20 protein-coding genes and 1 pseudogene are annotated in these 23,629 nt (G+C 71.9%); 15 read left to right on the plus strand and 6 right to left on the minus strand.

What is annotated here, in order from left to right; genetic code table 11:
• Positions 1–156: 156 nt before the first annotated feature.
• From ABT232_RS20580 to ABT232_RS20590, 3 genes and pseudogenes are all read right to left on the minus strand, one after another.
• Positions 157–813, minus strand: a pseudogene (locus tag ABT232_RS20580) (PAS domain-containing protein); the annotation flags it as partial.
• 146 nt (positions 814–959) lie between these two features.
• A complete protein-coding gene (locus ABT232_RS20585; protein WP_351841871.1) occupies positions 960–3,374 on the minus strand; it encodes an MFS transporter in 2,415 nt (804 codons plus the stop codon).
• Between the two features lie 162 nt (positions 3,375–3,536).
• A complete protein-coding gene (locus tag ABT232_RS20590) occupies positions 3,537–3,980 on the minus strand; it encodes an SRPBCC family protein (protein WP_351841873.1) in 444 nt (147 codons plus the stop codon).
• Between the two features lie 147 nt (positions 3,981–4,127).
• Between ABT232_RS20590 and ABT232_RS20595 the strand changes: the two genes are divergently transcribed.
• From ABT232_RS20595 to ABT232_RS20605, 3 genes are all read left to right on the plus strand, one after another.
• On the plus strand, positions 4,128–5,168 hold the full coding sequence (locus ABT232_RS20595; protein WP_351841875.1) for an Rv2578c family radical SAM protein: 1,041 nt from the start codon (positions 4,128–4,130) through the stop codon (positions 5,166–5,168).
• A gap of 166 nt (positions 5,169–5,334) precedes the next feature.
• A complete protein-coding gene (locus ABT232_RS20600) occupies positions 5,335–6,906 on the plus strand; it encodes an alpha/beta hydrolase (protein WP_351841914.1) in 1,572 nt (523 codons plus the stop codon).
• A gap of 71 nt (positions 6,907–6,977) precedes the next feature.
• A complete protein-coding gene (locus ABT232_RS20605) occupies positions 6,978–7,385 on the plus strand; it encodes a RidA family protein (protein ID WP_351841877.1) in 408 nt (135 codons plus the stop codon).
• A gap of 31 nt (positions 7,386–7,416) precedes the next feature.
• On the opposite strand, the gene ABT232_RS20610 is transcribed toward ABT232_RS20605, so the two are convergent.
• Entirely contained in the window at positions 7,417–8,001 is a 585-nt protein-coding gene (locus tag ABT232_RS20610; RefSeq protein ID WP_351841879.1) for an adenylosuccinate lyase, read from the minus strand.
• A 404-nt stretch (positions 8,002–8,405) separates the two neighbouring features.
• On the opposite strand from ABT232_RS20610, the gene ABT232_RS20615 reads away from it, so the two are divergent.
• From ABT232_RS20615 to pssA, 9 genes are all read left to right on the plus strand, one after another.
• Complete coding sequence (locus ABT232_RS20615; RefSeq protein ID WP_351841881.1) at positions 8,406–10,211, plus strand: 3-hydroxyacyl-CoA dehydrogenase family protein; 1,806 nt, start codon at positions 8,406–8,408, stop codon at positions 10,209–10,211.
• Between the two features lie 160 nt (positions 10,212–10,371).
• Positions 10,372–11,187, plus strand: coding sequence for a TetR family transcriptional regulator (locus ABT232_RS20620; protein ID WP_351841883.1), 816 nt, complete (start codon positions 10,372–10,374; stop codon positions 11,185–11,187).
• 425 nt (positions 11,188–11,612) lie between these two features.
• Complete coding sequence (gene ccrA, locus ABT232_RS20625) at positions 11,613–12,956, plus strand: crotonyl-CoA carboxylase/reductase (RefSeq protein ID WP_351841885.1); 1,344 nt, start codon at positions 11,613–11,615, stop codon at positions 12,954–12,956.
• Between the two features lie 8 nt (positions 12,957–12,964).
• A complete protein-coding gene (locus ABT232_RS20630; RefSeq protein WP_351841887.1) occupies positions 12,965–14,992 on the plus strand; it encodes an ethylmalonyl-CoA mutase in 2,028 nt (675 codons plus the stop codon).
• On the plus strand, positions 14,989–15,948 hold the full coding sequence (locus ABT232_RS20635) for an HpcH/HpaI aldolase/citrate lyase family protein (RefSeq protein WP_351841889.1): 960 nt from the start codon (positions 14,989–14,991) through the stop codon (positions 15,946–15,948). The genes ABT232_RS20630 and ABT232_RS20635 overlap by 4 nt, the downstream gene beginning before the upstream one ends.
• A gap of 4 nt (positions 15,949–15,952) precedes the next feature.
• Positions 15,953–16,477 carry a MaoC family dehydratase gene (locus tag ABT232_RS20640; protein ID WP_020943167.1) on the plus strand — a complete coding sequence of 175 codons (525 nt, stop codon included), beginning with the start codon at positions 15,953–15,955 and terminating at the stop codon, positions 16,475–16,477.
• Between the two features lie 2 nt (positions 16,478–16,479).
• The gene (locus ABT232_RS20645; RefSeq protein WP_351841892.1) at positions 16,480–17,685 is read left to right on the plus strand and encodes an acyl-CoA dehydrogenase family protein; all 1,206 of its coding nucleotides are present in this window, start codon (positions 16,480–16,482) and stop codon (positions 17,683–17,685) included.
• Between the two features lie 170 nt (positions 17,686–17,855).
• The gene (locus ABT232_RS20650) at positions 17,856–18,512 is read left to right on the plus strand and encodes a phosphatidylserine decarboxylase (protein ID WP_351841894.1); all 657 of its coding nucleotides are present in this window, start codon (positions 17,856–17,858) and stop codon (positions 18,510–18,512) included.
• Entirely contained in the window at positions 18,499–19,347 is an 849-nt protein-coding gene (gene pssA / locus ABT232_RS20655) for a CDP-diacylglycerol--serine O-phosphatidyltransferase (RefSeq protein WP_351841896.1), read from the plus strand. The genes ABT232_RS20650 and pssA overlap by 14 nt, the downstream gene beginning before the upstream one ends.
• A gap of 70 nt (positions 19,348–19,417) precedes the next feature.
• Here pssA and ABT232_RS20660 read toward each other — a convergent pair whose 3' ends face one another.
• Complete coding sequence (locus ABT232_RS20660; protein ID WP_450871988.1) at positions 19,418–20,575, minus strand: glycerate kinase; 1,158 nt, start codon at positions 20,573–20,575, stop codon at positions 19,418–19,420.
• A 158-nt stretch (positions 20,576–20,733) separates the two neighbouring features.
• On the opposite strand from ABT232_RS20660, the gene ABT232_RS20665 reads away from it, so the two are divergent.
• Entirely contained in the window at positions 20,734–21,831 is a 1,098-nt protein-coding gene (locus tag ABT232_RS20665) for an ADP-ribosylglycohydrolase family protein (RefSeq protein WP_351841898.1), read from the plus strand.
• 108 nt (positions 21,832–21,939) lie between these two features.
• Positions 21,940–22,434, plus strand: coding sequence for an NUDIX domain-containing protein (locus tag ABT232_RS20670; protein ID WP_351841900.1), 495 nt, complete (start codon positions 21,940–21,942; stop codon positions 22,432–22,434).
• A 102-nt stretch (positions 22,435–22,536) separates the two neighbouring features.
• Here the strand turns inward: ABT232_RS20670 and ABT232_RS20675 are convergent, their stop codons facing one another.
• On the minus strand, positions 22,537–22,734 hold the full coding sequence (locus tag ABT232_RS20675; protein ID WP_351841902.1) for a type II toxin-antitoxin system VapB family antitoxin: 198 nt from the start codon (positions 22,732–22,734) through the stop codon (positions 22,537–22,539).
• Between the two features lie 76 nt (positions 22,735–22,810).
• Here ABT232_RS20675 and ABT232_RS20680 point away from each other — a divergent pair, with 76 nt between their 5' ends.
• The gene (locus ABT232_RS20680; protein WP_351841904.1) at positions 22,811–23,539 is read left to right on the plus strand and encodes an SIR2 family NAD-dependent protein deacylase; all 729 of its coding nucleotides are present in this window, start codon (positions 22,811–22,813) and stop codon (positions 23,537–23,539) included.
• Positions 23,540–23,629 lie beyond the last annotated feature (90 nt).

Genomic DNA, 23,629 nt, shown 5'->3' on the forward strand with positions numbered 1-23,629 from the left:
TCGGGGGCGGTTCCACCGTCGGCCGGACCTCGCGGCCCGGCCGTGCGCGACGGCTCCGGGGCCGTCCAGCGGCCCGTCCGCGGGCCCGTCCGCAGATCCGGTGGGCGCGGGCTACCGCCGGCCGGTCGCGGCCACGAGCGCCGGCCCGCACCCCGGCCGGCTGAACTCCAGCACCGGCCAGCCCAGTTCGAGGACGCGGGACACGAGGCGGGCGCGATCGGCGGCGCTCATGCCGGGCAGGACCTCGGGCAGCCGTCCGGCCGGTTCCGCGGCGCCGGGGATGTCGGTGTGCGGGGCGAAGCCGGGGACGATCCGCGCCACGGCCGCGGCGCCCTCCCCCTCTTCGGTGCCGCGCGGGCGCAGCCGGGCCGCGTCGGCGGCCAGCACCAGCAGCCGCCCGGGGCCGGGTCCGAGCAGCGGGTAGGCCCACCACAGGACGTCGACGCGGTCCCCGGCGGGCACGGTGAGGCGGGCGCGGCCCGCGGCCGGGTGGGAGGAACCGCCGTCGAGCGGGTCGAGGGAGGTCTCCTTGCGGGGTCCTGGGATGTCGTAGCGGGCGTACGGCCCGTATCGCTCGTCGTCGTCCACCAGCGCGCCGGTGACCGGGAGGAGGTCGGTGGCCGGGCGGCCGATCGCGGCGTCGGCGGCGGTGCCGAACAGCCGTCGGGCGCCGCCGCTCCAGTGGGAGACGAGGCCGTCACGGTCGACGACGACCACCGCGAGCGGGAAGCGGCCGGTGGCGGGGCCGTCCGCCCCCTCGGTCCTCCCGGCCGGCTGCCCGGCGGGCGCCGCCCGGTCGGTGCCACGGTCCATGGCCCAGGCCCCTCTCCCCCGCCTGCGGATGATCTGTGCGCCCCCCGGTCCGTCCACCGTACGGCGACGGCCGCCGGTGATGTGCGGCAACCCGGGAATCGACGGCGCCGGAACGCTCCGGCGCGCGCACCGGCGGGCCGGAGGGCTCAGTCCTCGTGTCCGAGCTGGAGATCGCGTTCGGTGCGTCCGCCGCCCGCGACCTGGAGCACGGTCGCCACGGGCGGGTAGCCGGCCGCGATGACGGTGTACTCGCCGGAGGACAGATCGATGAACCGGAAGGTGCCCTCGGGTCCGGTGGTCAGGGTGTCGACGACGTTGCCGGCCGCGTCCAGCAGGGTCACGCGGGCGTCCTCGACGGGCCGTCCGCCGCCGGCCCGGACGGTGCCGCGCAGCACCGCGCCGCCCGCGAGCTCGATGTCCTGGCGGGTCTCGCGGGCGGCCTGGACGCTGACCGGGAGGGCGGCCGGGCGGAACGCGGGCGCGCCGGCGGCGAGGGTGTACTCGCCGGCGACCAGTTCGGTGATGACGTAACCGCCCTCACGGCCGCTGCGGGTGCTCGCGACGACCTCACCGTGCACGTTGGTCAGGGTGACGATGGCGTCCCGGACGGGGGTGCCGTCGGCGGTGACCACGGTGCCGGCGAGGCGTCCGGCGCCGCCGAGGACGACGTCGAGTTCGACCGGGCGCTCGCCGACGGTCACCGACACCGCCTGCGGCTGGTGGCCGCCGGCGGCGGCGATCAGGACGTACGCCCCGGGGCCCGGGGTGGCCAGCGCGTACCGTCCGTCCTCGGCGCTGGCGCCGCGCCCGATCTGCCGGCCGGCGACGTCGATGAGGGTGAGCGCCGCGCGCGGGACGACGGTGCCGTCGGGGTGCTGCACGGTTCCGCAGACCGGGATGCCGGCCGCGTGGGAGGCGCGGGCCTGCGGGATCGGGGCGGGCGCGGGCGGCGGCGGGGGCGGTGGCGCGGTCTCCGGGGCGGCGGCGGGGGCGTTGTGGGACACCAGCGGTTTCTCCTTGAGGAAGAAGGCGATGAGCAGGCCGAGGACGAGCACCGGCACGAGGTGGAGGAAGATCCTCGGCATGGCTTCGGCGTAGGCCTGGATGTAGCCGTCGCGCAGTTCCGGGGGCAGCGCGTGGACCAGTTCCGGGGTCAGCGACTCGGGGTCGGGCAGGCCGGTGCCGGTCCGCGCGGGGAGGTGGTCGCGCAGGGAGTCGTCGAGCCGGGCGGCGAAGAGGGTGCCGAAGACGGCGGCGCCGACGCTGCCGCCGATCTGCCGGAAGTAGTTGTTGGCGCTGGTGGCGGTGCCGAGGTCGGCGGGGCGCACGGAGTTCTGCACGGCGAGGATCAGCACCGGCATCACCAGGCCGATACCGGCGCCGAGGACGGCCATCCAGAGGCTGTAGTGCAGCCGGGGCGTGTCGGTCTCGAGGCGGGAGAGCAGCCACATGCCGACGGCGGACAGCAGGCTGCCGAGGACGGGATAGACCTTGTAGCGGCCGGTGTGGCTGATGAGCTGTCCGGAGACGATGGACGCGCCGACGATGCCGGCCATCATGGGCAGCATCAGCAGCCCCGACTCGGTGGCGCTGGCCCCGTCCACCATCTGGAGGAACGTCGGCAGATAGCTCGCGGCGCCGAACAGGGCGACGCCGATGACGAGGCCGACCAGGCCGGTGACGTTGAAGACCGAGTCGCGGAACAGCCGCAGCGGGATGAGGGGTTCGGCGGCGAAGCGCTCGGCGACGAGGAAGCAGACGGTGGCCGCGAGGGCACCCGCGCCGAGGGCGAGAATCACCCGGGAGTCCCAGGCGTACTCGGTGCCGCCCCAGCTGGTGAGCAGCACCAGGCAGGTGGAGGCGGCGGCGAGCAGCAGCGCGCCGAGGATGTCGAGGCGGGGCTTCGCGGTGGGCTTGGGCAGTTTGAGGACGACGGCGACCACGGCGAGGGTGACCAGGCCGAAGGGCACGTTGATGTAGAAGCACCAGCGCCAGGAGAGGTGGTCGGTGAAGTAGCCGCCGAGCAGCGGGCCGGCCACCGAGGCGAGTCCGAAGGCGGCGCCGATCAGTCCCATGTACCGGCCGCGCTGCCGGGGCGGCACGACGTCCGCGATGATCGCCTGCACGCCGATCATGAGCCCGCCCGCGCCGACGCCCTGCACCGCGCGGTAGGCGATCAGCTGGTCCATGGTCTGGGCGCGGCCCGCGAGCGCGGAGCCGACGACGAAGACGACGATGGCGAACTGGAAGACGCCCTTGCGGCCGAGGAGGTCGCCGAGTTTGCCGTAGATCGGCAGGCCGATGGTGGCGGTGAGCAGATAGGCGGTGATCGCCCAGGACATCTTGTCCAGGCCGTGCAGCTCGCCGACGATCTTCGGCAGGGCGGTGGCGACGATCATCTGCTCCAGGGCGGCCAGGAGCAGGGCCAGCATCAGCGCGAAGAAGACCAGGCGCACGCGGCGCGGGCCGAGTTCGGTGGCGCTCTGGGCGGGGGGTGGGGCGGGGGCCTGCGGGGGCGCCGCCGTGACCGGCTCGTCCTGCACCGGAGTGATCCCGCCCACGTACCGCTCCCCTCGTCGCGCTGCCGCGCGATTTCCACAGAAATGCCTGCGCAAATCGACAACTACGGGCAAGCGCGACGAGTTACGGCGTAAAGCCGGTCGATACGGAGAACCACTCGATCCGGTGAGGGCGGCAACGCCCCCTGCGGGGTTGCTTCTTGACTACTTCTCGACCTCGGCGGCGAGCTTGGCGAGCACCGCGTCGTAGATCCGGCCGAGGCCCTTGGGGGCGAACGTCTTCTCGAAGAAGCCGCCGATGCCGCCGGCACCGTTCCACACCGTGGTCACCACGACACGGGAGCTGCCCTCGCCGGCCGGCGTGACGCGCCAGGTGGTGACCATGGAGGAGTTGCGGTCCTTCTCGACCAGCTCGCCGTCGGTGGGCTCGCTGACCTCCAGCAGGCAGTCCCGGATGCGCTTGCTGGTGGCCTGGAGCTTCCAGTGGACGAGGGTGCCCTCGCCGTCGCCGCCCTCGCGCACCTCGTACTCGCTGAAGTGCTCGGGCAGCAGCTTCGCGCGCGTGCCGCTGTAGTCGGCGAGAGCGTCGAACACCGTCTCCGGGTCCGCCGCGACGACCCGCTCGGTAGTGGCCTCGACCTGCGCCATTGCGTTCCTCCAGCACCTGGGGTTCTCGGGGTTGGGGCAAGCCAACCACCCCGGTCCCCGGCCGCCCAAATCGGGGCCCCGGCCGCGTTCGCACGATCATGGGAACACATGTTCTATTCTGGGTTGGAGCACTACCGAGGAGGCGTCATGCGCTGGGAGAACCTCTCCGCCGAGTCCGGTGACCACAGCCGGGCGGACGCCGCGCTGTTCGGCGCGGACGCGGTGACCACCCGGACCTTCGACACCCCGGAGTTCCGCGGGATCACCTTTCACGAGGTGCGGGCCCGCTCGATTCTCAACCGCGTGCCCGGGGCGTCGCGCATGCCCTTCGAATGGACGGTCAACCCCTACCGCGGGTGCTCGCACGCCTGCGTCTACTGCTTCGCCCGCAAGACGCACAGCTATCTCGACCTCGACACCGGCCTCGACTTCGACTCCCAGATCGTGGTCAAGGTGAACGCGCCGGAGCTGCTGCGCCGCCAGCTCGCCTCCCGCCGGTGGCAGGGCGAGCACGTCGCCATGGGCACCAACGTCGACTGCTACCAGCGCGCGGAGGGCCGCTACCGGCTGATGCCGGGGATCATCGGCGCCCTGACCGACCACGCCAACCCGTTCTCGATCCTGACCAAGGGCACGCTGATCCTGCGCGACCTGGAGCTGCTGACGCGGGCCGCGCGGGTGACGGACGTCGGCATCTCCGTCTCGGTCGGCTTCACCGACGCCGAGCTGTGGCGGACCGTGGAGCCGGGCACCCCGGCACCGGAGCGGCGGCTGGACGTCGTACGGACCCTCGGCGAGCACGGCATCGGCTGCGGGGTGCTGATGGCGCCGGTGATCCCGTTCCTGAGCGACCACCCGGCGCAGCTGCGGGCGACGGTACGGGCGATCGCGGCCTCCGGGGCCACCTCGGTGACACCACTGGCGCTGCATCTGCGGCCCGGCGCCCGGGAGTGGTTCATGGCCTGGCTGGCCCGCGAGCACCCCTCGCTGGTGCGGCGCTACGAGCGGCTGTACGCCGACGGCGCGTACGCCCCGAAGTGGTACCAGCGGCAGATCACCCGCCAGGTGCACGAACTGGCCCAGGAGTACGGCATCGGCCCCGCCCGCGCGGGCATGCCGCGCCGGATCCGCGAGCACCGGCCGGAGCCGTCGGCACTGGACGAACCGACCCAGCTCACTCTCATCTGACCCGCCCGACTCATCTGATCGGAGCGCACGGGGCGGAGCAATCGGGTCAAATATCATCCGAACATGTTCTTCCGGGCGTCCTCGTCGGGACGATGCGGCGAGGACCGTGGCCTTCGCGGTCCTCCCACCTCCGTCCCGGGAGGACTTCTTGCACCCCCAGCACTCCCTGAGAAGACGCGCCGCCGTCCTGTGCGGCGCCGCCGCCGTGGTGGCCGCGACGGTCGGCGCCGCCCCCGCCCGGGCCACCGACCCGCGCGCGGAACCCGCTCCCGCCGCGGAGCTCGCCTGGAAGAAGTGCGGCACCACCGACCATCCGACCCTCCAGTGCGCGTCCCTGAAGGTGCCGCTGGACCACGCGGACCCCGACGGCCGGCAGATCACGCTGGCGCTGTCCCGTGTCCCGCACACCGCGCCGACCTTCCAGGGCCCGCTGCTGGTCAACCCCGGCGGTCCCGGCGGCAGCGGCCTCGCACTCGCCGGATTCGTCGCCTCCGCGCTGCCCGCGGAGGTAGCCGCCCAGTACGACGTCATCGGCTTCGACCCGCGCGGAGTGGGCCGCAGCGAGCCCGCGCTGGACTGCCGGCCCGGCCACTTCGACCCGGTGCGGCCGGACTCGGTGCCGGACACGGCCGCCGCCGAGGAGGCCAACCTGGCGCGCGCGAAGTCGTTCGCCGAGGCGTGCCGGGCGAAGTACGCGGACGTGCTGCCGTACATCGACACGGCCGGCGCCGCGCGGGACATCGAGCGGATCCGGCAGGCGCTCGGCGCCCCGCGGATCAACTACTTCGGCTACTCCTACGGCACCTACCTCGGCGCGGTGTACGCCAAGCTGCACCCGGAACGGGTGCGCCGCCTGGTCCTGGACTCGGTCGTCGACCCGAGCGGCGTCTGGTACGAGGCGAACCTGGCGCAGGACGTCGCCTTCAACGAGCGCCACCGCGCGTTCCTGGCGTGGGTGGCCGAGCACGACGCGGCCTACCGGCTCGGCGACGACCCGGAGCAGGTCGAGACCGCCTGGTACACGATGCGGGCGGCGCTGGCGAGGAAGCCGGCCGGCGGCACGGTGGGGGGCTCGGAACTGGAGGACACCTTCCTGCCCGGCGGCTACTACAACGGCTACTGGCCCTCTCTCGCCGAGGCGTTCGCGGCGTACGTCAACGACGAGAACCCGCAGCCCCTCGTCAAGGCGTACGAGGACCTCGGCGCGGTGGACGCCTCCGGCGACAACGGCTACGGCGTCTACGCCGCGGTGCAGTGCCGGGACGCGGTCTGGCCGCGCGACTGGGAGCAGTGGCGCAAGGACAACTGGGCGGTGCACGCCAGGGCGCCGTTCATGACCTGGAACAACGCCTGGTACAACGCGCCGTGCGCGTTCTGGCCGACGGAGTCGCGGCGTCCGCTGAACGTGTCCAACGGGCAGTTGCCGCCGGTCCTGCTGTTCCAGGCGACCGGTGACGCGGCGACCCCGTTCCAGGGCGGTGCGACGGTGCACCGGCTGCTGGCCGGCTCCAGCCTGGTGGTCGAGGAGGGCGGCGGCAACCATGGCGTCACGCTGAGCGGCAACGCCTGCCTGGACAAGCACCTGGCGGCGTATCTGGCCGACGGCACGGTGCCGCGCGGCCGGGGCGAGGCGGACGCGGTGTGCGCGGCCCTGCCCGACCCGAAGCCGCGCGGCGACAAGGCGTCCACCGCGGCGCAGGGGGCGGCGCTGCACCGTCTGCTCGGCTTCCGTAGCTGAACGGCCTCTGTCAGAGCATGAGGTGACGGCCCGTCGGGGGCGTTGTCAGACCCTTGGTCCACCATGGACCCATGAGCGAGCTGACCAGGATCCCCGCCCCCGACGGCGTCGCCCCCGCCGCCCAGTACTCCCATGTGGTCATGGGCACCGGCCGTTTCGTGGCCGTCGCCGGCCAGCTGCCGCTGGACGAGAAGGGCGAGCCGGTCGGCGAGGACGACCCGGCCGCCCAGGCCCGCCAGGTCTTCGAGAACCTCGGCCGCTGTCTCGCCGCAGCCGGCGCCGGCTTCGACGACGTCGTCAAACTCACCTACTTCGTCACGGACATGGCCGATCTGCCCGCGATCCGCGAGGCCAGGGCCCGCCACATACCCGACGACCGCCTCCCGGCCGCGTCCGCGGTCCAGGTGGCGGCGCTGGTGCGTCCGGAGTTCCGCATGGAGATCGAGGCGTACGCGGTGGTGCCGACGGCACGGGACTGACGACACCCACCTGCCCGACGGTCCGGCCGGGTCAGCGCTGCCGGGGGATGCGTCCCAGCGCCCGTACGGCGGCCTCCGCGAGGTTCGGGTGGGCCAGGGCCTCGTTGAGCACGGGGCGGGCCCGTGGGTCGGCCAGCGCGCCGAGGCCGTCCACGCAGGCGAGGGCCACCCGGCGGTAGGGGTCGTGCGGGCGCAGCCGTCGTCGCAGGGTGGTGATGAGGGCCGGCACCGACTCCGGGGCGCGCAGCTCCACCAGCAGGCGGACCGGGTGCAGGGCGTAGGCCACGCGCAGTTCGTTGGTGGCGAGGGCCGCGGCCGCGCGGGCGGTGCGCGGGTCGCCGAGGCGGGCCAGGGCGTGCGCGGCGGCGGCGCAGCGGGGCGGGTCGCGGTGGTTGAGGAGCAGCACGAGCGCCTCGAAGGCCCGCCGGTCGCCCGCCACGCCGAGCCGGAACGCGGCCAGTTCACGGGCCCACAGCGGCCGGCCGGGCGCGGTCAGCACCTCCGCGAGTTCGTCGTGGTCCTCGCTCGCCAGCAGATGGGTGTACGCCGCCGAGGCTCCCGACTCCTGCCGTAAACGCTCCGTGAGCGCTCGTGACGCTTCGTCCCTGACATCCATGAGGTGAGGGTAGGGGCGATCGGCGCGCGAAGGGACGTACATCACAAAGACCGGGGACTGGCGCGCTCGTTACCCGCCGGTTAAGCTCAGACGAGCGAGTTACCCACTCGCCTCTCCTCGCGACGGTCTGGTGACGCGGCCGCCGCGCGGAGGCACCCTCCGCTCCCTCGGGCAGTGGAGGAAGCAGTCGGTTCGGTACCTCAGGTACCTCGGTACGACCCGGCCACGGGACAGGGCCGGTCGGATACCCGTCGTCCGGCGGACGTGTGCGCGTCCGCGGCGACCGGCACCGGGCGTGTGCGCTCGCAGCCCGGCCAACACCCGCATCTCCTCACGCACCCGGTGCGCCCTTCGGCGCACCCGGTCGCGCTTCCCGTCGTCACCCTCATTCCTGGAGTCCCGCGATGGCCGCTCCCCTGTCCGACAGTTCCCTGTCCCCCCTTCAGACCGTCGCCGTCGTCGGCCTCGGCACCATGGGCACCGGCATCGCCGAGGTCCTGGCCAAGGCCGGCCGCACGGTCGTCGGCATCGACATCAGCGAGGCCCAGGCCGCGCGGTGCGTCGCCGCCCTGGAGGCCTCCACCGCCCACGCCGTCGAGCGCGGCAGGCTCACCGAGCAGGAGCGCGCACAGGCGCTCGGCCGGATCCGCACCGCCACCGATCTGCGGGCCGCCGCCGAGGCCGACCTGGTCATCGAGGTGGTGCCGGAGTCGTACGAGATCAAGCAGCAGATCTTCCGGGAACTGGACGCCGTCGTGCGGCCGGAGACGATCCTGGCCACCGGCACCAACGCGCTGTCCGTCACCCGCCTCGCCGCCGAGTCCGCCCGCCCGGAGCGCGTCCTCGGACTCCACTTCTTCAACCCGGCCCCGGCGATGAAGCTGGTCGAGGTGGTCTCCTCGGTGCTGACCGCTCCGGCGGCCGTCACCGCGGTGACCCAGCTCGCCGTGGACCTCGGCAAGGAGCCCGTCGCGGTCGGCGACCGGCCCGGATTCGTCGCCGACGGACTGCTGTTCGGCTACCTCAACCAGGCCGCCGCGATGTACGAGGCGAAGTACGCCTCCCGCGAGGACATCGACGCCGCGATGCGGCTGGGCTGCGGACTGCCGATGGGCCCGCTCGCCCTGCTCGACCTGATCGGCGTCGACACCGCCCGCACCGTCCTGGAGGCGATGTACGCCGAGTCCCGCGACCGGCTGCACGCCCCCGCGCCCATCCTCAAGCAGCTCAGCGAGGCGGGCCTGACCGGCCGCAAGGCGGGCCGCGGCTTCTACACCTACGAGGCCCCGAACAGCGCCACCGTCGTGCCGGACGCGTTGACCCCGCGCGCCGGCGACCTCGAGGTCCCGGGCCGCCCGGTCCGCTCGGTCGGTGTCGCGGGCTCCGGCACCATGGCGTCCGGCATCGCCGAGGTGTTCGCCAAGGCCGGCTACGAGGTCGTCCTCGCCGCCCGCAGCGACGAGAAGGCCGAGGCCGCCAAGGCCCGGATCGGCAAGTCGCTGGCCCGCTCCGTCGACAAGGGCCGGATGACCGCCGAGGCGGCCGCCCAGACCCTGGAGCGGATCACCCCGGCGGGCTCCTACGACGCCTTCGCCGACGTCGATCTGGCGGTCGAGGCGGTGGCCGAGGACCTGGAGGTCAAGCGGCAGCTGTTCGCCACGCTGGACAAGGTCTGCAAGCCGGGCGCGGTGCTGGCCACCACCACCTCCTCGCTGCCCGTCGTCGCCTGCGCCCGCGCCACCTCGCGCCCGCAGGACGTGATCGGCATGCACTTCTTCAACCCGGCGCCGGCGATGAAGCTGGTCGAGGTCGTCCGTACCGTGCTGACCTCGGACGACGTCCACGCCACGGTCCGCGAGGTGTGCGCGAAGATCCGCAAGCACGCGGTGGACTGCGGCGACCGCGCCGGGTTCATCGTGAACGCGCTGCTCTTCCCGTACCTGAACAACGCGATCAAGATGGTCCAGGACCACTACGCCTCGCTGGACGACATCGACGCCGCGATGAAGCTCGGCGGCGGCTACCCGATGGGTCCGTTCGAGCTGCTGGACGTGGTGGGACTGGATGTCTCGCTCGCCATCGAGCAGGTCCTGCACCGCGAGTTCCGCGACCCGGGCCTGGCTCCGGCGCCGCTGCTGGAGCACCTGGTGGCCGCGGGCTGCCTCGGCCGCAAGACGGGCCGCGGCTTCCGCGAATATGCCCGGCGCTGAGCGGCCCGGCGACTGGTTCCGGGCGGGCGCGGACTGGGGCGGGCTGCTCGACCCGGCCCGCCTCACCGGGCCCGCCCGGGCCCGCACTCCCCCGCCCGCCGAGGGCGGGGGAAACCCCGGACCTGCGCGAAGGGCTGCGCACATGCAGTACGTTCGGGTCATGTCCCAGCCCGCCAAGTCCTCCCGTACACCCGCCACGGCCGATGCGCCGGAGAGCGCCGCAGGCAGCCGCGCCGCCGCCCAGCGGCTGAAAATGCGCCGCGAACTGGCGGCCGCGGCGATGGAGCTGTTCGCGACCAAGGGGTACGAGGCGACCACCGTCGACGAGATCGCGGCCGCGGCCGGGGTCGCCCGCCGCACCTTCTTCCGTCACTTCCGCTCCAAGGAAGAGGCGATCTTCCCGGACCACGACGACACGCTGATCCGCGCCGAGGCGGTGCTCAACGCGGCGCCCGCGCACGAGCATCCGCTCGACACGGTGTGCCGCGGGATCAAGGAAGTCATGAAGATGTACGCGGCCCGCCCGGAGATCTCGGTCGCCCGCTACAAGCTGACGCGCGAGGTGCCCACCCTGCGCGAGGCGGAGATCGCGTCGGTGGCCCGCTACGAGCGCCTCTTCACCCGCTATCTCCTCGGCCACTTCGACGAGCACGCCCATGACGACGACGCCAACGACGACCCGCTGCTGGCGGAGGTCGCCGCGTCGGCCGTGGTCACCGCCCACAACCATGTGCTGCGCCGCTGGCTGCGGGCGGGCGGCCAGGGCGACGTGGAGGCCCAGCTGGACCACGCCTTCGCGATCGTCCGCAAGACCTTCGGCTCCGGGATCGGCGCCGGGCGCACCGCCGCCGGCACCCCGAAGGCCGCTCCGGCGGCGGTCTCGGCGCAGGGCGAGGTGCTGGTGACGGTGGCGCGCACCGACGCCCCTCTGGAAGAGGTCATGCGGACCATCGAGGAGGCGCTGAAGGAGCGCTGAGCGCGCCCGCCGACGCGCGGCACGATGTGATGACGGCCACCCCTCGGGGTGGCCGTTTTGGCATGTCAGAGGGGGTTTTCGGGGTGCTTTCCGAGGGCGTTCGATCGATCATCGCTCATCTGTCAAGTAAAGATTTCATCTGAGAGCAACTTCTGGCACCCAGTGCCTTGCGGGGTGACACGGCGTGCCATACGTTGAAGTTGTCCGGGCGGCCGGAGCACCGCTATCACCAGTGCGCCGACTGTCCCCGCGAGCCGACGGCCCGCGCGCCCGGACGCCTGCGTCACAGGCACCCTCCCGCGCCACAAAGCGCTGCCGATCCAGCACCACCCCGCCGAACCGACGGCACACCCTCAACCCTCAGCAGCACCGACGTAACCCTCAGCGCCCCTCCCTCAAGGGCGCTCACCGCCGGAGGCACTACCGTGACCGTTAAGGACATCCTGGACGCGATCCAGTCGCCCGACTCCACCTCGGCCGACTTCGCCGCTCTGCCGCTGCCCGAGTCGTACCGGGCGATCACCGTCCACAAGGACGAGGCCGAGATGTTCGCGGGCCTCGAGACCCGCGACAAGGACCCGCGCAAGTCGCTGCACCTGGACGAGGTGCCGCTGCCCGAGCTGGGCCCGGGCGAGGCCCTGGTGGCCGTGATGGCCTCCTCGGTCAACTACAACTCGGTGTGGACCTCGATCTTCGAGCCGCTGTCCACCTTCGGTTTCCTGGAGCGCTACGGCCGCACCAACGAGCTCGCCAAGCGCCACGACCTGCCGTACCACATCATCGGCTCCGACCTCGCGGGCGTCGTGCTGCGCACCGGCCCCGGCGTGAACGCCTGGAAGCCCGGTGACGAGGTCGTCGCGCACTGTCTGTCCGTCGAGATGGAGTCCTCCGACGGCCACAACGACACCATGCTCGACCCCGAGCAGCGCATCTGGGGCTTCGAGACCAACTTCGGCGGCCTCGCCGAGATCGCCCTGGTCAAGTCCAACCAGCTGATGCCCAAGCCGGACCACCTCAGCTGGGAGGAGGCCGCCGCGCCGGGCCTGGTGAACTCCACCGCCTACCGCCAGCTGGTCTCCCGCAACGGCGCCGGCATGAAGCAGGGCGACAACGTGCTGATCTGGGGCGCGAGCGGCGGCCTCGGCTCCTACGCCACCCAGTTCGCGCTGGCCGGCGGCGCCAACCCGATCTGTGTCGTCTCCAGCGACCAGAAGGCGGACATCTGCCGCTCGATGGGCGCCGAGGCGATCATCGACCGCAACGCCGAGGGCTACAAGTTCTGGAAGGACGAGCGGACCCAGGACCCGAAGGAGTGGAAGCGCTTCGGCAAGCGCATCCGCGAACTCACCGGCGGCGAGGACATCGACATCGTCTTCGAGCACCCCGGCCGCGAGACCTTCGGCGCGAGCGTCTTCGTCACCCGCAAGGGCGGCACCATCACCACCTGCGCCTCGACCTCGGGCTACATGCACGAGTACGACAACCGCTACCTGTGGATGTCGCTGAAGCGCATCATCGGCTCGCACTTCGCGAACTACCGCGAGGCCTGGGAGGCCAACCGCCTCATCGCCAAGGGCAAGATCCACCCGACGCTGTCCAAGGTGTACTCCCTGGAGGACACCGGCCAGGCCGCCCACGACGTCCACCGCAACGCCCACCAGGGCAAGGTCGGCGTGCTGTGCCTGGCGCCCGAGGAGGGCCTGGGCGTGCGGGACGCGGAGCTGCGCGCCAAGCACATCGACGCCATCAACCGCTTCCGGAACATCTGAGGTCGCACATGAGTGAGCGTCAGAAGGACCGGCCGTGGCTCATGCGGACCTACGCCGGTCACTCCACGGCCGAGGCGTCCAACGAGCTGTACCGGCGCAACCTCGCCAAGGGGCAGACGGGTCTGTCGGTGGCGTTCGACCTGCCGACCCAGACCGGCTACGACTCCGACCACATCCTCGCCCGCGGCGAGGTCGGCCGGGTCGGCGTGCCGGTCGCGCACCTCGGTGACATGCGCCGGCTGTTCCAGGACATCCCCCTGGAGCAGATGAACACCTCGATGACCATCAACGCCACGGCCATGTGGCTGCTGGCGCTCTACCAGGTCGTCGCGGAGGAGCAGGGCGCGGACATCACCCAGCTCCAGGGCACGACCCAGAACGACATCGTCAAGGAGTACCTGTCCCGCGGGACGCACGTCTTCCCGCCGGGGCCGAGCCTGCGCCTGACGACGGACATGATCGCGTACACGGTCTCCCACATCCCGAAGTGGAACCCGATCAACATCTGCAGCTACCACCTGCAGGAGGCGGGCGCCACGCCGGTGCAGGAGATCGCGTACGCGATGTCCACCGCGATCGCGGTCCTCGACGCCGTGCGCGACTCCGGCCAGGTGCCGCAGGAGCGCATGGGCGACGTCGTCGCCCGTATCTCCTTCTTCGTCAACGCGGGCGTCCGCTTCGTCGAGGAGATGTGCAAGATGCGCGCCTTCGGCCGCATCTGGGACCGGATCACCCGCGAGCGGTACGGCATCGAGAACCCCAAGCAGCGCCGCTTCCGCTACGGCGTCCAGGTCAACTCCCTCGGGCTGACCGAGGCGCAGCCGGAGAACAACGTCCAGCGGATCGTGCTGGAGATGCTGGCCGTGACGCTGTCCAAGGACGCCCGCGCGCGTGCCGTGCAGCTCCCCGCCTGGAACGAGGCGCTGGGCCTGCCGCGGCCGTGGGACCAGCAGTGGTCGCTGCGCATCCAGCAGGTGCTCGCCTACGAGAGCGACCTGCTGGAGTACGCGGACATCTTCGAGGGCTCGAAGGTGATCGAGGCGAAGGTGGACCAGCTCGTCACCGAGTCCTTCGCGGAGATCGACCGCATCCAGGAGATGGGCGGCGCGATGGCGGCCGTCGAGTCCGGCTATCTCAAGTCGCAGCTGGTCGCCTCGCACGCCGAGCGCCGGGCGCGGATCGAGTCCGGCCAGGAGAAGATCGTCGGCGTCAACATCTTCGAGTCGACCGAGCCGAACCCGCTGACCGCCGACCTCGACACGGCGATCCAGACGGTCGACCCGGCCGTCGAGGCGCGGGTCATCGCCTCGCTCCAGCACTGGCGCGACACCCGCTACCAGCCGCCCTTCAACCACCCGCGCCCGTGCAAGGCGCTGGAGCGGCTGAAGGAGGCCGCCAAGGGCACCGACAACCTCATGGAGGCCACCCTGGAGTGCGCCCGCGCCGGTGTCACGACCGGTGAGTGGGCCGGGGCCCTGCGCGAGGTGTTCGGCGAGTTCCGGGCGCCCACGGGCGTCTCCTCCGCCCCGGTCGCGGTGACCGCCGCGGAGGGCACCGCGCTCGCCCGGGTCCGCCGTTCGGTCGAGCTGACCGCGCAGGACCTCGGCGTCGGCAAGCTGCGCTTCCTGGTCGGCAAGCCCGGTCTGGACGGTCACTCCAACGGCGCCGAGCAGATCGCGGTGCGGGCTCGTGACGCCGGCTTCGAGGTGGTCTACCAGGGCATCCGGCTCACGCCCGAGCAGATCGTGGACGCGGCGCTGGCCGAGGACGTGCACGCGGTCGGCCTGTCCATCCTCTCCGGATCGCACGCGCAGCTGGTGCCGGACGTGCTGGACCGGCTGCGTGTGGCCGGCGCCACAGACATTCCGGTGATCGCGGGTGGCATCATCCCGAACGGTGACGCCGAACAGCTGCGTGCCGCCGGAGTCGCCGCGGTCTTCACCCCGAAGGACTTCGACATCACCGGAATCATCGGCCGCATCGTCGACGAGATCCGGAAAGCGAACAAGCTCGACCCCCTGGAGGTCCCCGCATGACCGTCAACCGTCTGCGTCCCCGCCGCTCGTGTCTCGCGGTGCCGGGAAGCAACCCGCGCTTCCTGGAGAAGGCGCAGGGCCTTGCGGCGGACCAGGTCTTCCTCGACCTGGAGGACGCGTGCGCGCCGCTCGCCAAGCCCGAGGCGCGGCACACCATCGTGAAGTTCCTCAACGAGGGCGACTGGACGGGCAAGACCCGCGTCGTGCGCGTCAACGACTGGACCACCGAGTGGACCTACCGTGACGTCGTCACGGTCGTCGAGGGCGCCGGCCAGAACCTCGACTGCATCATGCTGCCGAAGGTGCAGAACGCCCAGCAGGTGGTCGCGCTCGACCTGCTGCTGACCCAGATCGAGAAGACGATGGGCTTCGAGGTCGGCCGGATCGGCATCGAGGCGCAGATCGAGAACGCGCAGGGCCTGAACAACGTCAACGAGATCGCGCAGGCCTCCCCGCGCATCGAGACGATCATCTTCGGCCCGGCCGACTTCATGGCGTCGATCAACATGAAGTCGCTGGTCGTGGGCGAGCAGCCGCCCGGCTACCCGGCGGACGCCTACCACTACATCCTGATGAAGATCCTGATGGCCGCCCGCGCCAACGACCTCCAGGCGATCGACGGCCCCTACCTCCAGATCCGCAACGTCGAGGGCTACCGCGAGGTCGCACGGCGTGCCGCCGCGCTCGGCTTCGACGGCAAGTGGGTGCTGCACCCGGGCCAGGTCGAGGCCTCCAACGAGATCTTCTCGCCGTCGCAGGAGGACTACGACCACGCCGAGCTGATCCTGGACGCGTACGACTACTACACGTCCGAGGCGGGCGGCAAGAAGGGCTCGGCGATGCTCGGCGACGAGATGATCGACGAGGCCAGCCGCAAGATGGCGCTGGTCATCTCCGGCAAGGGCCGCGCCGCCGGTATGCGGCGCACCAGCAAGTTCGAGATTCCGGAGGCGTGAGGCGATGCAGTTCGGGCGCACCTACGAGGAGTTCGAGGTCGGGGCGACGTACAAGCACTGGCCGGGCAAGACGGTCACGGAGTACGACGACCACCTGTTCTGTCTCCTCACCATGAACCACCACCCGCTCCACATGGACACCAACTATGCGGAGAAGACGACCGACTTCGGCAAGAACGTGGTCGTCGGGAACTACATCTACTCGCTGCTGCTCGGCATGTCCGTGCCGGACATCTCCGGCAAGGCGATCGCCAACCTGGAGATCGAGTCGCTGAAGCACGTGGCGCCGACCTTCCACGGCGACACGATCTACGGCCAGACGACCGTGCTCGACAAGTGGCCGTCGAAGTCCAAGAACGACCGCGGCATCGTCTACGTCGAGACCAAGGGCTACAAGCAGGACGGCACGCTGGTCTGCGTCTTCCGCCGCAAGGTGATGGTGCCCACCGAGACGTACATCAAGGAGCGCGGCGGCGAGCAGCCGGGCCGCCCGGAGCTGAACGCACCTTCGGAAAAGACGGAGAAGTAACGATGGCACGCCTCGCCCAGACCGCCGGCCTGACGGACATCCAGCAGGAGATCCTGGCCACCGTCCGCGACTTCGTGGACAAGGAGATCATCCCGGTCGCCACCGAGCTGGAGCACCGCGACGAGTACCCGCAAGCGATCGTGGACGGCCTGAAGGAACTGGGTCTGTTCGGTCTGATGATCCCCGAGGAGTACGGGGGTCTGGGCGAGTCGCTGCTGACGTACGCGCTGTGCGTCGAGGAGATCGCCCGCGGCTGGATGTCGGTCTCCGGCATCATCAACACCCACTTCATCGTGGCGTACATGCTCAAGCAGCACGGCACCCAGGAGCAGAAGGACCACTTCCTGCCGAGGATGGCGGCCGGTGACATCCGCGGCGCCTTCTCGATGTCGGAGCCGGCGCTGGGCTCGGACGTGTCGGCCATCTCGTCGAAGGCGGTGAAGGACGGCGACGAGTACGTCCTGAACGGCCAGAAGATGTGGCTGACGAACGGCGGGACGTCCTCGCTGGTGGCCGTTCTGGTCCGGAGTGACGAAGGACACCCCGAGGGCACCGCGCCGCACAAGTCGATGACGACCTTCCTGGTCGAGAAGGAGCCCGGTTTCGGCGAGGTCCGTCCCGGCCTCACCATCCCGGGCAAGATCGACAAGATGGGCTACAAGGGCGTCGACACCACCGAGCTCATCATGGACGGCCTGCGGATTCCCGCGGATCGCGTGCTCGGAGGGGTGACGGGACGCGGTTTTTACCAGATGATGGACGGCGTGGAGGTCGGCCGCGTCAACGTCGCGGCGCGTGGCTGCGGTGTCGCTCAGCGTGCGTTCGAGCTGGGCGTCCAGTACGCCCAGCAGCGTCACACTTTCGGCAAGCCGATCGCCCAGCACCAGGCCATCCAGTTCAAGCTGGCGGAGATGGCTACCAAGGTGGAGGCCGCCCATGCCATGATGGTGAACGCGGCACGCAAAAAGGACTCCGGGGAGCGAAACGACCTTGAGGCTGGGATGGCGAAGTACCTCGCCTCCGAGTACTGCAAGGAGGTCGTGGAGGATGCCTTCCGGATCCACGGCGGCTACGGCTTCTCCAAGGAGTACGAGATCGAGCGCCTCTACCGCGAGGCCCCGATGCTGCTGATCGGCGAAGGTACCGCCGAGATCCAGAAAATGATCATCGGGCGCAGGCTGCTCGAAGAGTATCGATTCCAGGGCTGATTGTCCGGAACGGGGTGTTTTCTTCGAGAAGAAGATCACACCCCGTAGGCACTCTTCGGCCGCCGACTCGGCTGCCTGGCTTACCCAGTTGTGGCGGTTAGCCGCTACGATCGCCGGAAAGCCGCCGTCCCCCGTCAGAAGCGCGGCATCATCCGCTACGAAGGTCATCCATGCCCCACAGCCAAACCTCTGCACCTCGCGACAGCCGAGTCGGCGTACGCCTCGCGCGCGGAGCATCGCCGTGGCTTCTCCCGACCGTCGCCACCGCAGCCCTCAGCCTGGCCCGTGCGCGCCGCTCCGGCGCCGCCAAGGCCGTCGCCGTTCCCGCCACCGCGCTCGCGGCGGGGATGCTGTGGTTCTTCCGCGACCCCGAGCGCGAGATCACCCAGGGCCGGGTCATCTCCCCGGCCGACGGTGTGGTGCAGAGCATCATGCCGTGGAAGGACGGGCGTACCCGCGTCGCGATCTTCATGAGCCCGCTGAACGTCCACGTCAACCGCGCGCCGCTGGCCGGCACGGTGACGTCGGTCGAGCACATCCCGGGCGGCTTCGTTCCCGCTTTCAACAAGGAGAGCGAGAACAACGAGCGGGTCGTGTGGCACTTCGACACCGAGCTGGGCGACATCGAGATGATCCAGATCGCCGGCGCGGTGGCCCGCCGTATCGTCCCGTACCTCCCGCAGGGCACCAAGGTCGAGCAGGGCGAGCGCATCGGTCTGATCCGCTTCGGCTCGCGCGTGGACCTGTACCTGCCCGAGGGGGTCGAGGTCGCGGTGGAGGTCGGCCAGAAGACCGTGGCAGGGGTGACTCGCATTGACCGTGACTGATCCGGAGGCGCAGCCGGGCTGGGTCCCGGAGGCGGTCGAGGACGACGAGGAGGAGATGCCGCTCTCGCTCCGCCTGTCGATAGCGGACACGCTCACCCTCGGCAATGCCACCTGTGGCTTCATGGCGGTGTACTTCACCACCACGGGCATCCTGATCCCGCACCTCACGGGCAGCCAGGAGACCGGCATGGCGCGGCACAGCGCCGCCACGGCGGTCATCCTGATGCTCTGCGCGGCGGTCTTCGACCTGTTCGACGGTCTGGTGGCGCGCAAGCTGCGGTCGTCGCCGATGGGCGCGGAGCTGGACAACCTCTCCGACCTGATCAGCTTCGGCCTGGCCCCGGCGTACTTCGTCCTCGTCTACGGCATGGTCGCGGACGACGCGCACCAGCGGGTGGCCGCGGTCGGTGCGATCGTCGTCCTGCTGGCGGTGGTGCTCAGGCTCGCCAGATTCAGCTGTGTGACGGTGAAGGACGGCACCTTCCAGGGCATGCCGAGCCCCTTCGGCGCGCTGACGGTGGTCTCCATCGTGCTGCTGGAGCTGCCCTTCGTGGCGACGCTGCTGGCGATCCTCGGCACGGCGTGGCTGATGGTCAGCCGGGTCGAGTACCCGAAGCCGCGCGGTCCGCTGGCGGTGGCGATGCTCTCCTGGATCGTCTCCGCGATGGGTCTGCTCGCCGCCTGGGCCTTCGACGCCCCCGGCGGTCAGCTGCTGCTCCAGACCGGCTGCGCGCTGCAGCTGGTGCTCGGCGCGGTGATCCCGCTGTTCGCCACGGCCCGCCGGGTGAACAACTTCCGCGACAACCGGCGTGAGGCGCGGGCGGCACAGTCGTAGCCTTCCGCCGCGAAAAGGGCCCCGGACCAGTATCTGGTCCGGGGCCCTTCGCCTTGTCCGAGAGCGGCGATCAGCTCAGGAAGTCGCGGGCGATGTGCTCCGCCACCCGCTCCAGGATGGGGCCGGCGTCGGCGATGCACTTCGCGACGTCCGGCTCCTCGTCGGTCAGCGGGTAGGCGCGGCGGATGCCGGCGCCGCCCAGCGCCTCGGGCGCCAGCGCGAGCCGCCCGCAGACCGCGACGACCTCCTTGCCGGCCGCCCGCGCGGCCGCGGCGACGCCCGCCGGGGCCTTGCCGTGCAGGGTCTGCTCGTCCAGCGAACCCTCGCCGGTGATCACCAGGTCGGCCCGCTCCAGCGCCGGGGCGAAGCCCAGAACGTCCAGCATGACCTCGATACCGGGGCGGAAGCGGGCGCCGACGAGCAGCGCGCCGTAGCCGATGCCGCCGGCCGCGCCCGCGCCCGGGGACTCCGCGTACTCGGCGGCCCTCGCGCCGGCTCCGGGCGTGGCGGCCAGCACCTCGGCGAAGTGCGCGAGCGCCGCGTCCAGGGTGGCCACGTCGTCCGGCGAGGCGCCCTTCTGCGGCCCGTACACGGCCGGCGCGCCCTTGGGCCCGGTCAGCGGGTTGTCGACGTCGCTGGCGAGCACCAGCTCGACCTCGGCCAGCCGCTCGTCCAGCCCGGACAGGTCGGCGGTCGCCAGCGCGGCCAGACCGCCGCCGCCGGGCGCCACCGGCTCACCGTCGGCGTCCAGGAAGCGCGCGCCGAGGGCGGCCAGCATGCCCGCGCCGCCGTCCGTGGTCGCGCTGCCGCCGACACCGAAGACGATCGTGCGGGCGCCGGCGTCCAGCGCGGCCCGCAGCAGTTCGCCGGATCCGTACGTGGAGGCGGTCAGCGGGGCGAAGACGCCCGCCGGGAGCCGCTGGAGGCCGCTGGCCTCCGCCATCTCCACCACCGCCGTGTCCCCGCGCAACGCGTACGCGGCCGTCACCTCGGCGCCGAGCGGCCCGGCCACCCGCACCTCCCGGCGCTCGAACCCGGCGGCGACCGCCGCGGCCACGGTGCCGTCGCCGCCGTCGGCCACGGGCAGCGCCTCGACCCGGACGTCCGGGACGATGCGGCGCAGTCCGGCGGTGACCCGCTCGGCGACCTCCACGGCCGTCAGCGAGCCCTTGAACTTGTCCGCGGCGACAAGCACCCTGCGGGCGCCGTCCAGTGCAGCGTCAGCCACCTTGCTTTCCCCTCGCTCTTCGAGCCTTGCGCACGTCAAGGCAGTCGCGCCGCTGCGACCTTAACCGGAGGACGCCCTCGCCGTCATGCCCTGCCCGGACCGTGGAACGCCCCGGCCCCGGCCGGTGGGAGCGCGGGGAAACGGGTAACCCGGAAGCCATGACCTCTGTGGGCACCGCGGCCACCACCCCGGTGGGCGCCGCACCGGACCTCGCCGACCGCGTGCACGGCGGCTGGCTCGGCCGGATCGCGGGCAACATGCTGGGCAAGCCGGTCGAGCAGGGCGAGCTGTGGACGCGCGACCGCATCGACCGCTATCTGCGCCTGACCGACGCGCTGCCGCTGACCGACTACCTCCCCGAGCCGCCGGCGGGCGGGCACGGCCTGCCGCCGCTGCGCCCCGAGTGGCGCGCCTGCGTGCGCGGCCGGGTCCACGGCAGCTGCCGCGACGACGACGTCGACTACGCCGTCCTCGGACTGCATCTGCTGGAGACCCGCGGCTTCGGCTTCAGCACCGAGGAGGTCGGCGATCTGTGGCTGTTGCGGCTGCCGTACCTCCAGACGTTCACGGCGGAACGCGCGGCCTACCGCAACCTCGCGAACGGCCTTCGACCGCCCCTCACGGCGACCTACGACAACCCGTACCAGGAGTGGATCGGCGCCCTCATCCGCGCCGACATCCACGGCTGGACCCACCCCGGCCTGCCCCGCGCCGCCGCCTCGCCGGCCCGCCGGGACGCGGTGCTCTCGCACACCGGCAACGGCGTCTACGGCGCGATGTGGGCGGCGGCGCTGATCTCGGCCGCGTTCACCGCGGCCACCGTCCGCGAGGCCCTGGAGGCGGCCCTGACCGTGATCCCGGCGAGCAGTCGGCTGGCCCGTACCGTGCGCCGGGTGATCGCCCTGCACGACACCCGGATGACCTGGGAGGACACCCTCGACACGGTGTCCGAGGAGACCGCGGGGCACTGGATCCACGTCGTGCCGAACGCGGCGGTGCTCACCGCCGGGCTGCTGTACGGCGACGGCGACTTCACCCGCACCATCGCCCTCACCGTCCGCGGCGGCCTGGACACCGACTCCAACGGGGCGACCGCGGGCTCGGTGGCCGGGGTGCTGAACGGGGCGCGGGCCATCCCGCCGCAGTGGACCGAGCCGCTCCAGGACACGGTGCGCAGCGCGGTCTTCGGCTTCGACGGGGTGCGGATCAGCGAGCTGGCCGAGCGGACGCTGGCGCTGGCGGAGTCCGAGCACTGAGGCCGCGGGCGCGGCGTTCCGGCGGCGCCGCGCCGCAGGCCCGTTCGAGGCGTCCCGCGTACGGATGACCCGGGGCAGGCGGCCCGGACCGCTGGATAACCTTCCAGGATGACCAACTCTCCTGACTTCGCCGCGTACATCGCCTCGCTGCCCCGTGTCCTCGCCGGGGCCGCCGCGCTCTTCCGGGACGCCGAGGGGCGGGTGCTGCTCGTCGAGCCCAACTACCGGGAGGGCTGGGCGCTTCCGGGCGGCACGGTCGAGTCCGACGAGGGCGAGACCCCGCGCCAGGGCGCGCGCCGCGAGACCGCCGAGGAGATCGGCCTGGACCGCCCGCTCGGCCGGCTGCTCGCGGTGGACTGGGTGCACGGGGTGAACCGGCCGCCGCTGGTGGCGTACCTGTACGACGGCGGTGTGCTCGGCGAGGACGACTTCAAGGCGATCCGGCTCCAGGAGGAGGAGCTGCTGTCCTGGCGGCTGGTGCCGCGCGCGGAGCTGACCGGCCATCTGCCGGGCGCCCTGGGCCGCCGGGTGCTGGCCGCCCTGGACGTGCTGGCGGACGGCTCGGGCACGGCCGAGCTGGAGAACGGCGAGCGGGTGGCGTGATCCGGGCGCGTGGCGCTATCCGGGCGCCCGGCACGATCCGGGCGCTCGGCACGATCCCGGCAGGTGGCGTGATCCGGGCGGGCGGGGCGCGCCGGGGCGGGGTCAGCCCTCTTCGCGTGGCTTGACGTCGACCTCGCGCAGCGCCTCGTCGCGGGCGCCGGTCACGGCCTCGGTGCGGTGGCCGCGTTCGATGTAGTCGCGCAGGACCACTTCGACGGCGTCCTGGGGGCTGCCGACGCCGGCGAGCACCATGGCTTCCACGACGAGTGCGGCATCGAGCGATACGGTCACCTTGGCCATGCGCGGACCCTAGCAGCGCGCTCCGCCCACGGATATCCGTTCGCCTCGGCATTTCGGTCCGCCCTACCCTCGCGGCATGAACAAGCCCCTCGTCGCCCTGCTGACCGGCGCCGGTGTCTCCACCGACTCCGGCATCCCCGACTACCGAGGTCCCCAGGGGCTGTGGCGGCGGGACCCCGAGGCCGAGAAGCTGGTGACGTACGAGTACTACATGGGCGACCCGGAGATCCGCCGCCGGTCCTGGCTGATGCGGCGGGACGCCGGGGCGCTGCGGGCCTCGCCGAACGCCGCGCACCGGGCGGTGGCGGAACTGGAGCGCTCCGGTGTCCCGGTGCGGGTGATCACCCAGAACGTGGACGGCCTGCACCAGCTCGCCGGGATGCCCGACCGCAAGGTTCTCGAACTCCACGGCACGGCACGCCGGTACGTGTGCACCTCGTGCCATGCGCGCGGGCCGATGGAGGAGGCCCTCGCCCGCGTCGAGGCCGGGGAGCCGGATCCGCCGTGCGGGACGTGCGGGGGCGTCCTGAAGCCGGCGACCGTGATGTTCGGCGAGCGGCTGGACCCGGTCGTGCTGGGCGACGCCGTCGCGATCGCCAAGGCGTGCCAGATCTTCATCGCCGCCGGCACCAGCCTCCAGGTGCAGCCCGCCGCGGGGCTGGCGGGTGTGGCCGCGGACCACGGGGCCCGTCTGATCATCGTCAACGCCGAGCCGACGCCGTACGACGAGCTGGCCGACGAGGTGATCAGGGAGCCGATCGGGAGCGCGCTGCCGGAGCTGCTGCGGGGGCTCGGCGCGGGCTAGGGGGTGTCTCGTCGATCAGGCCGGATCAGCGAGCGGCGTCTGGTGCCGTGCATCGCAAGGCGGAGGAGGGCGGCATGGCGGAGCCATGGC

The sequence above is a fragment of the Streptomyces sp. NPDC001532 genome (assembly GCF_040298625.1).
GTDB lineage: Bacteria > Actinomycetota > Actinomycetes > Streptomycetales > Streptomycetaceae > Streptomyces.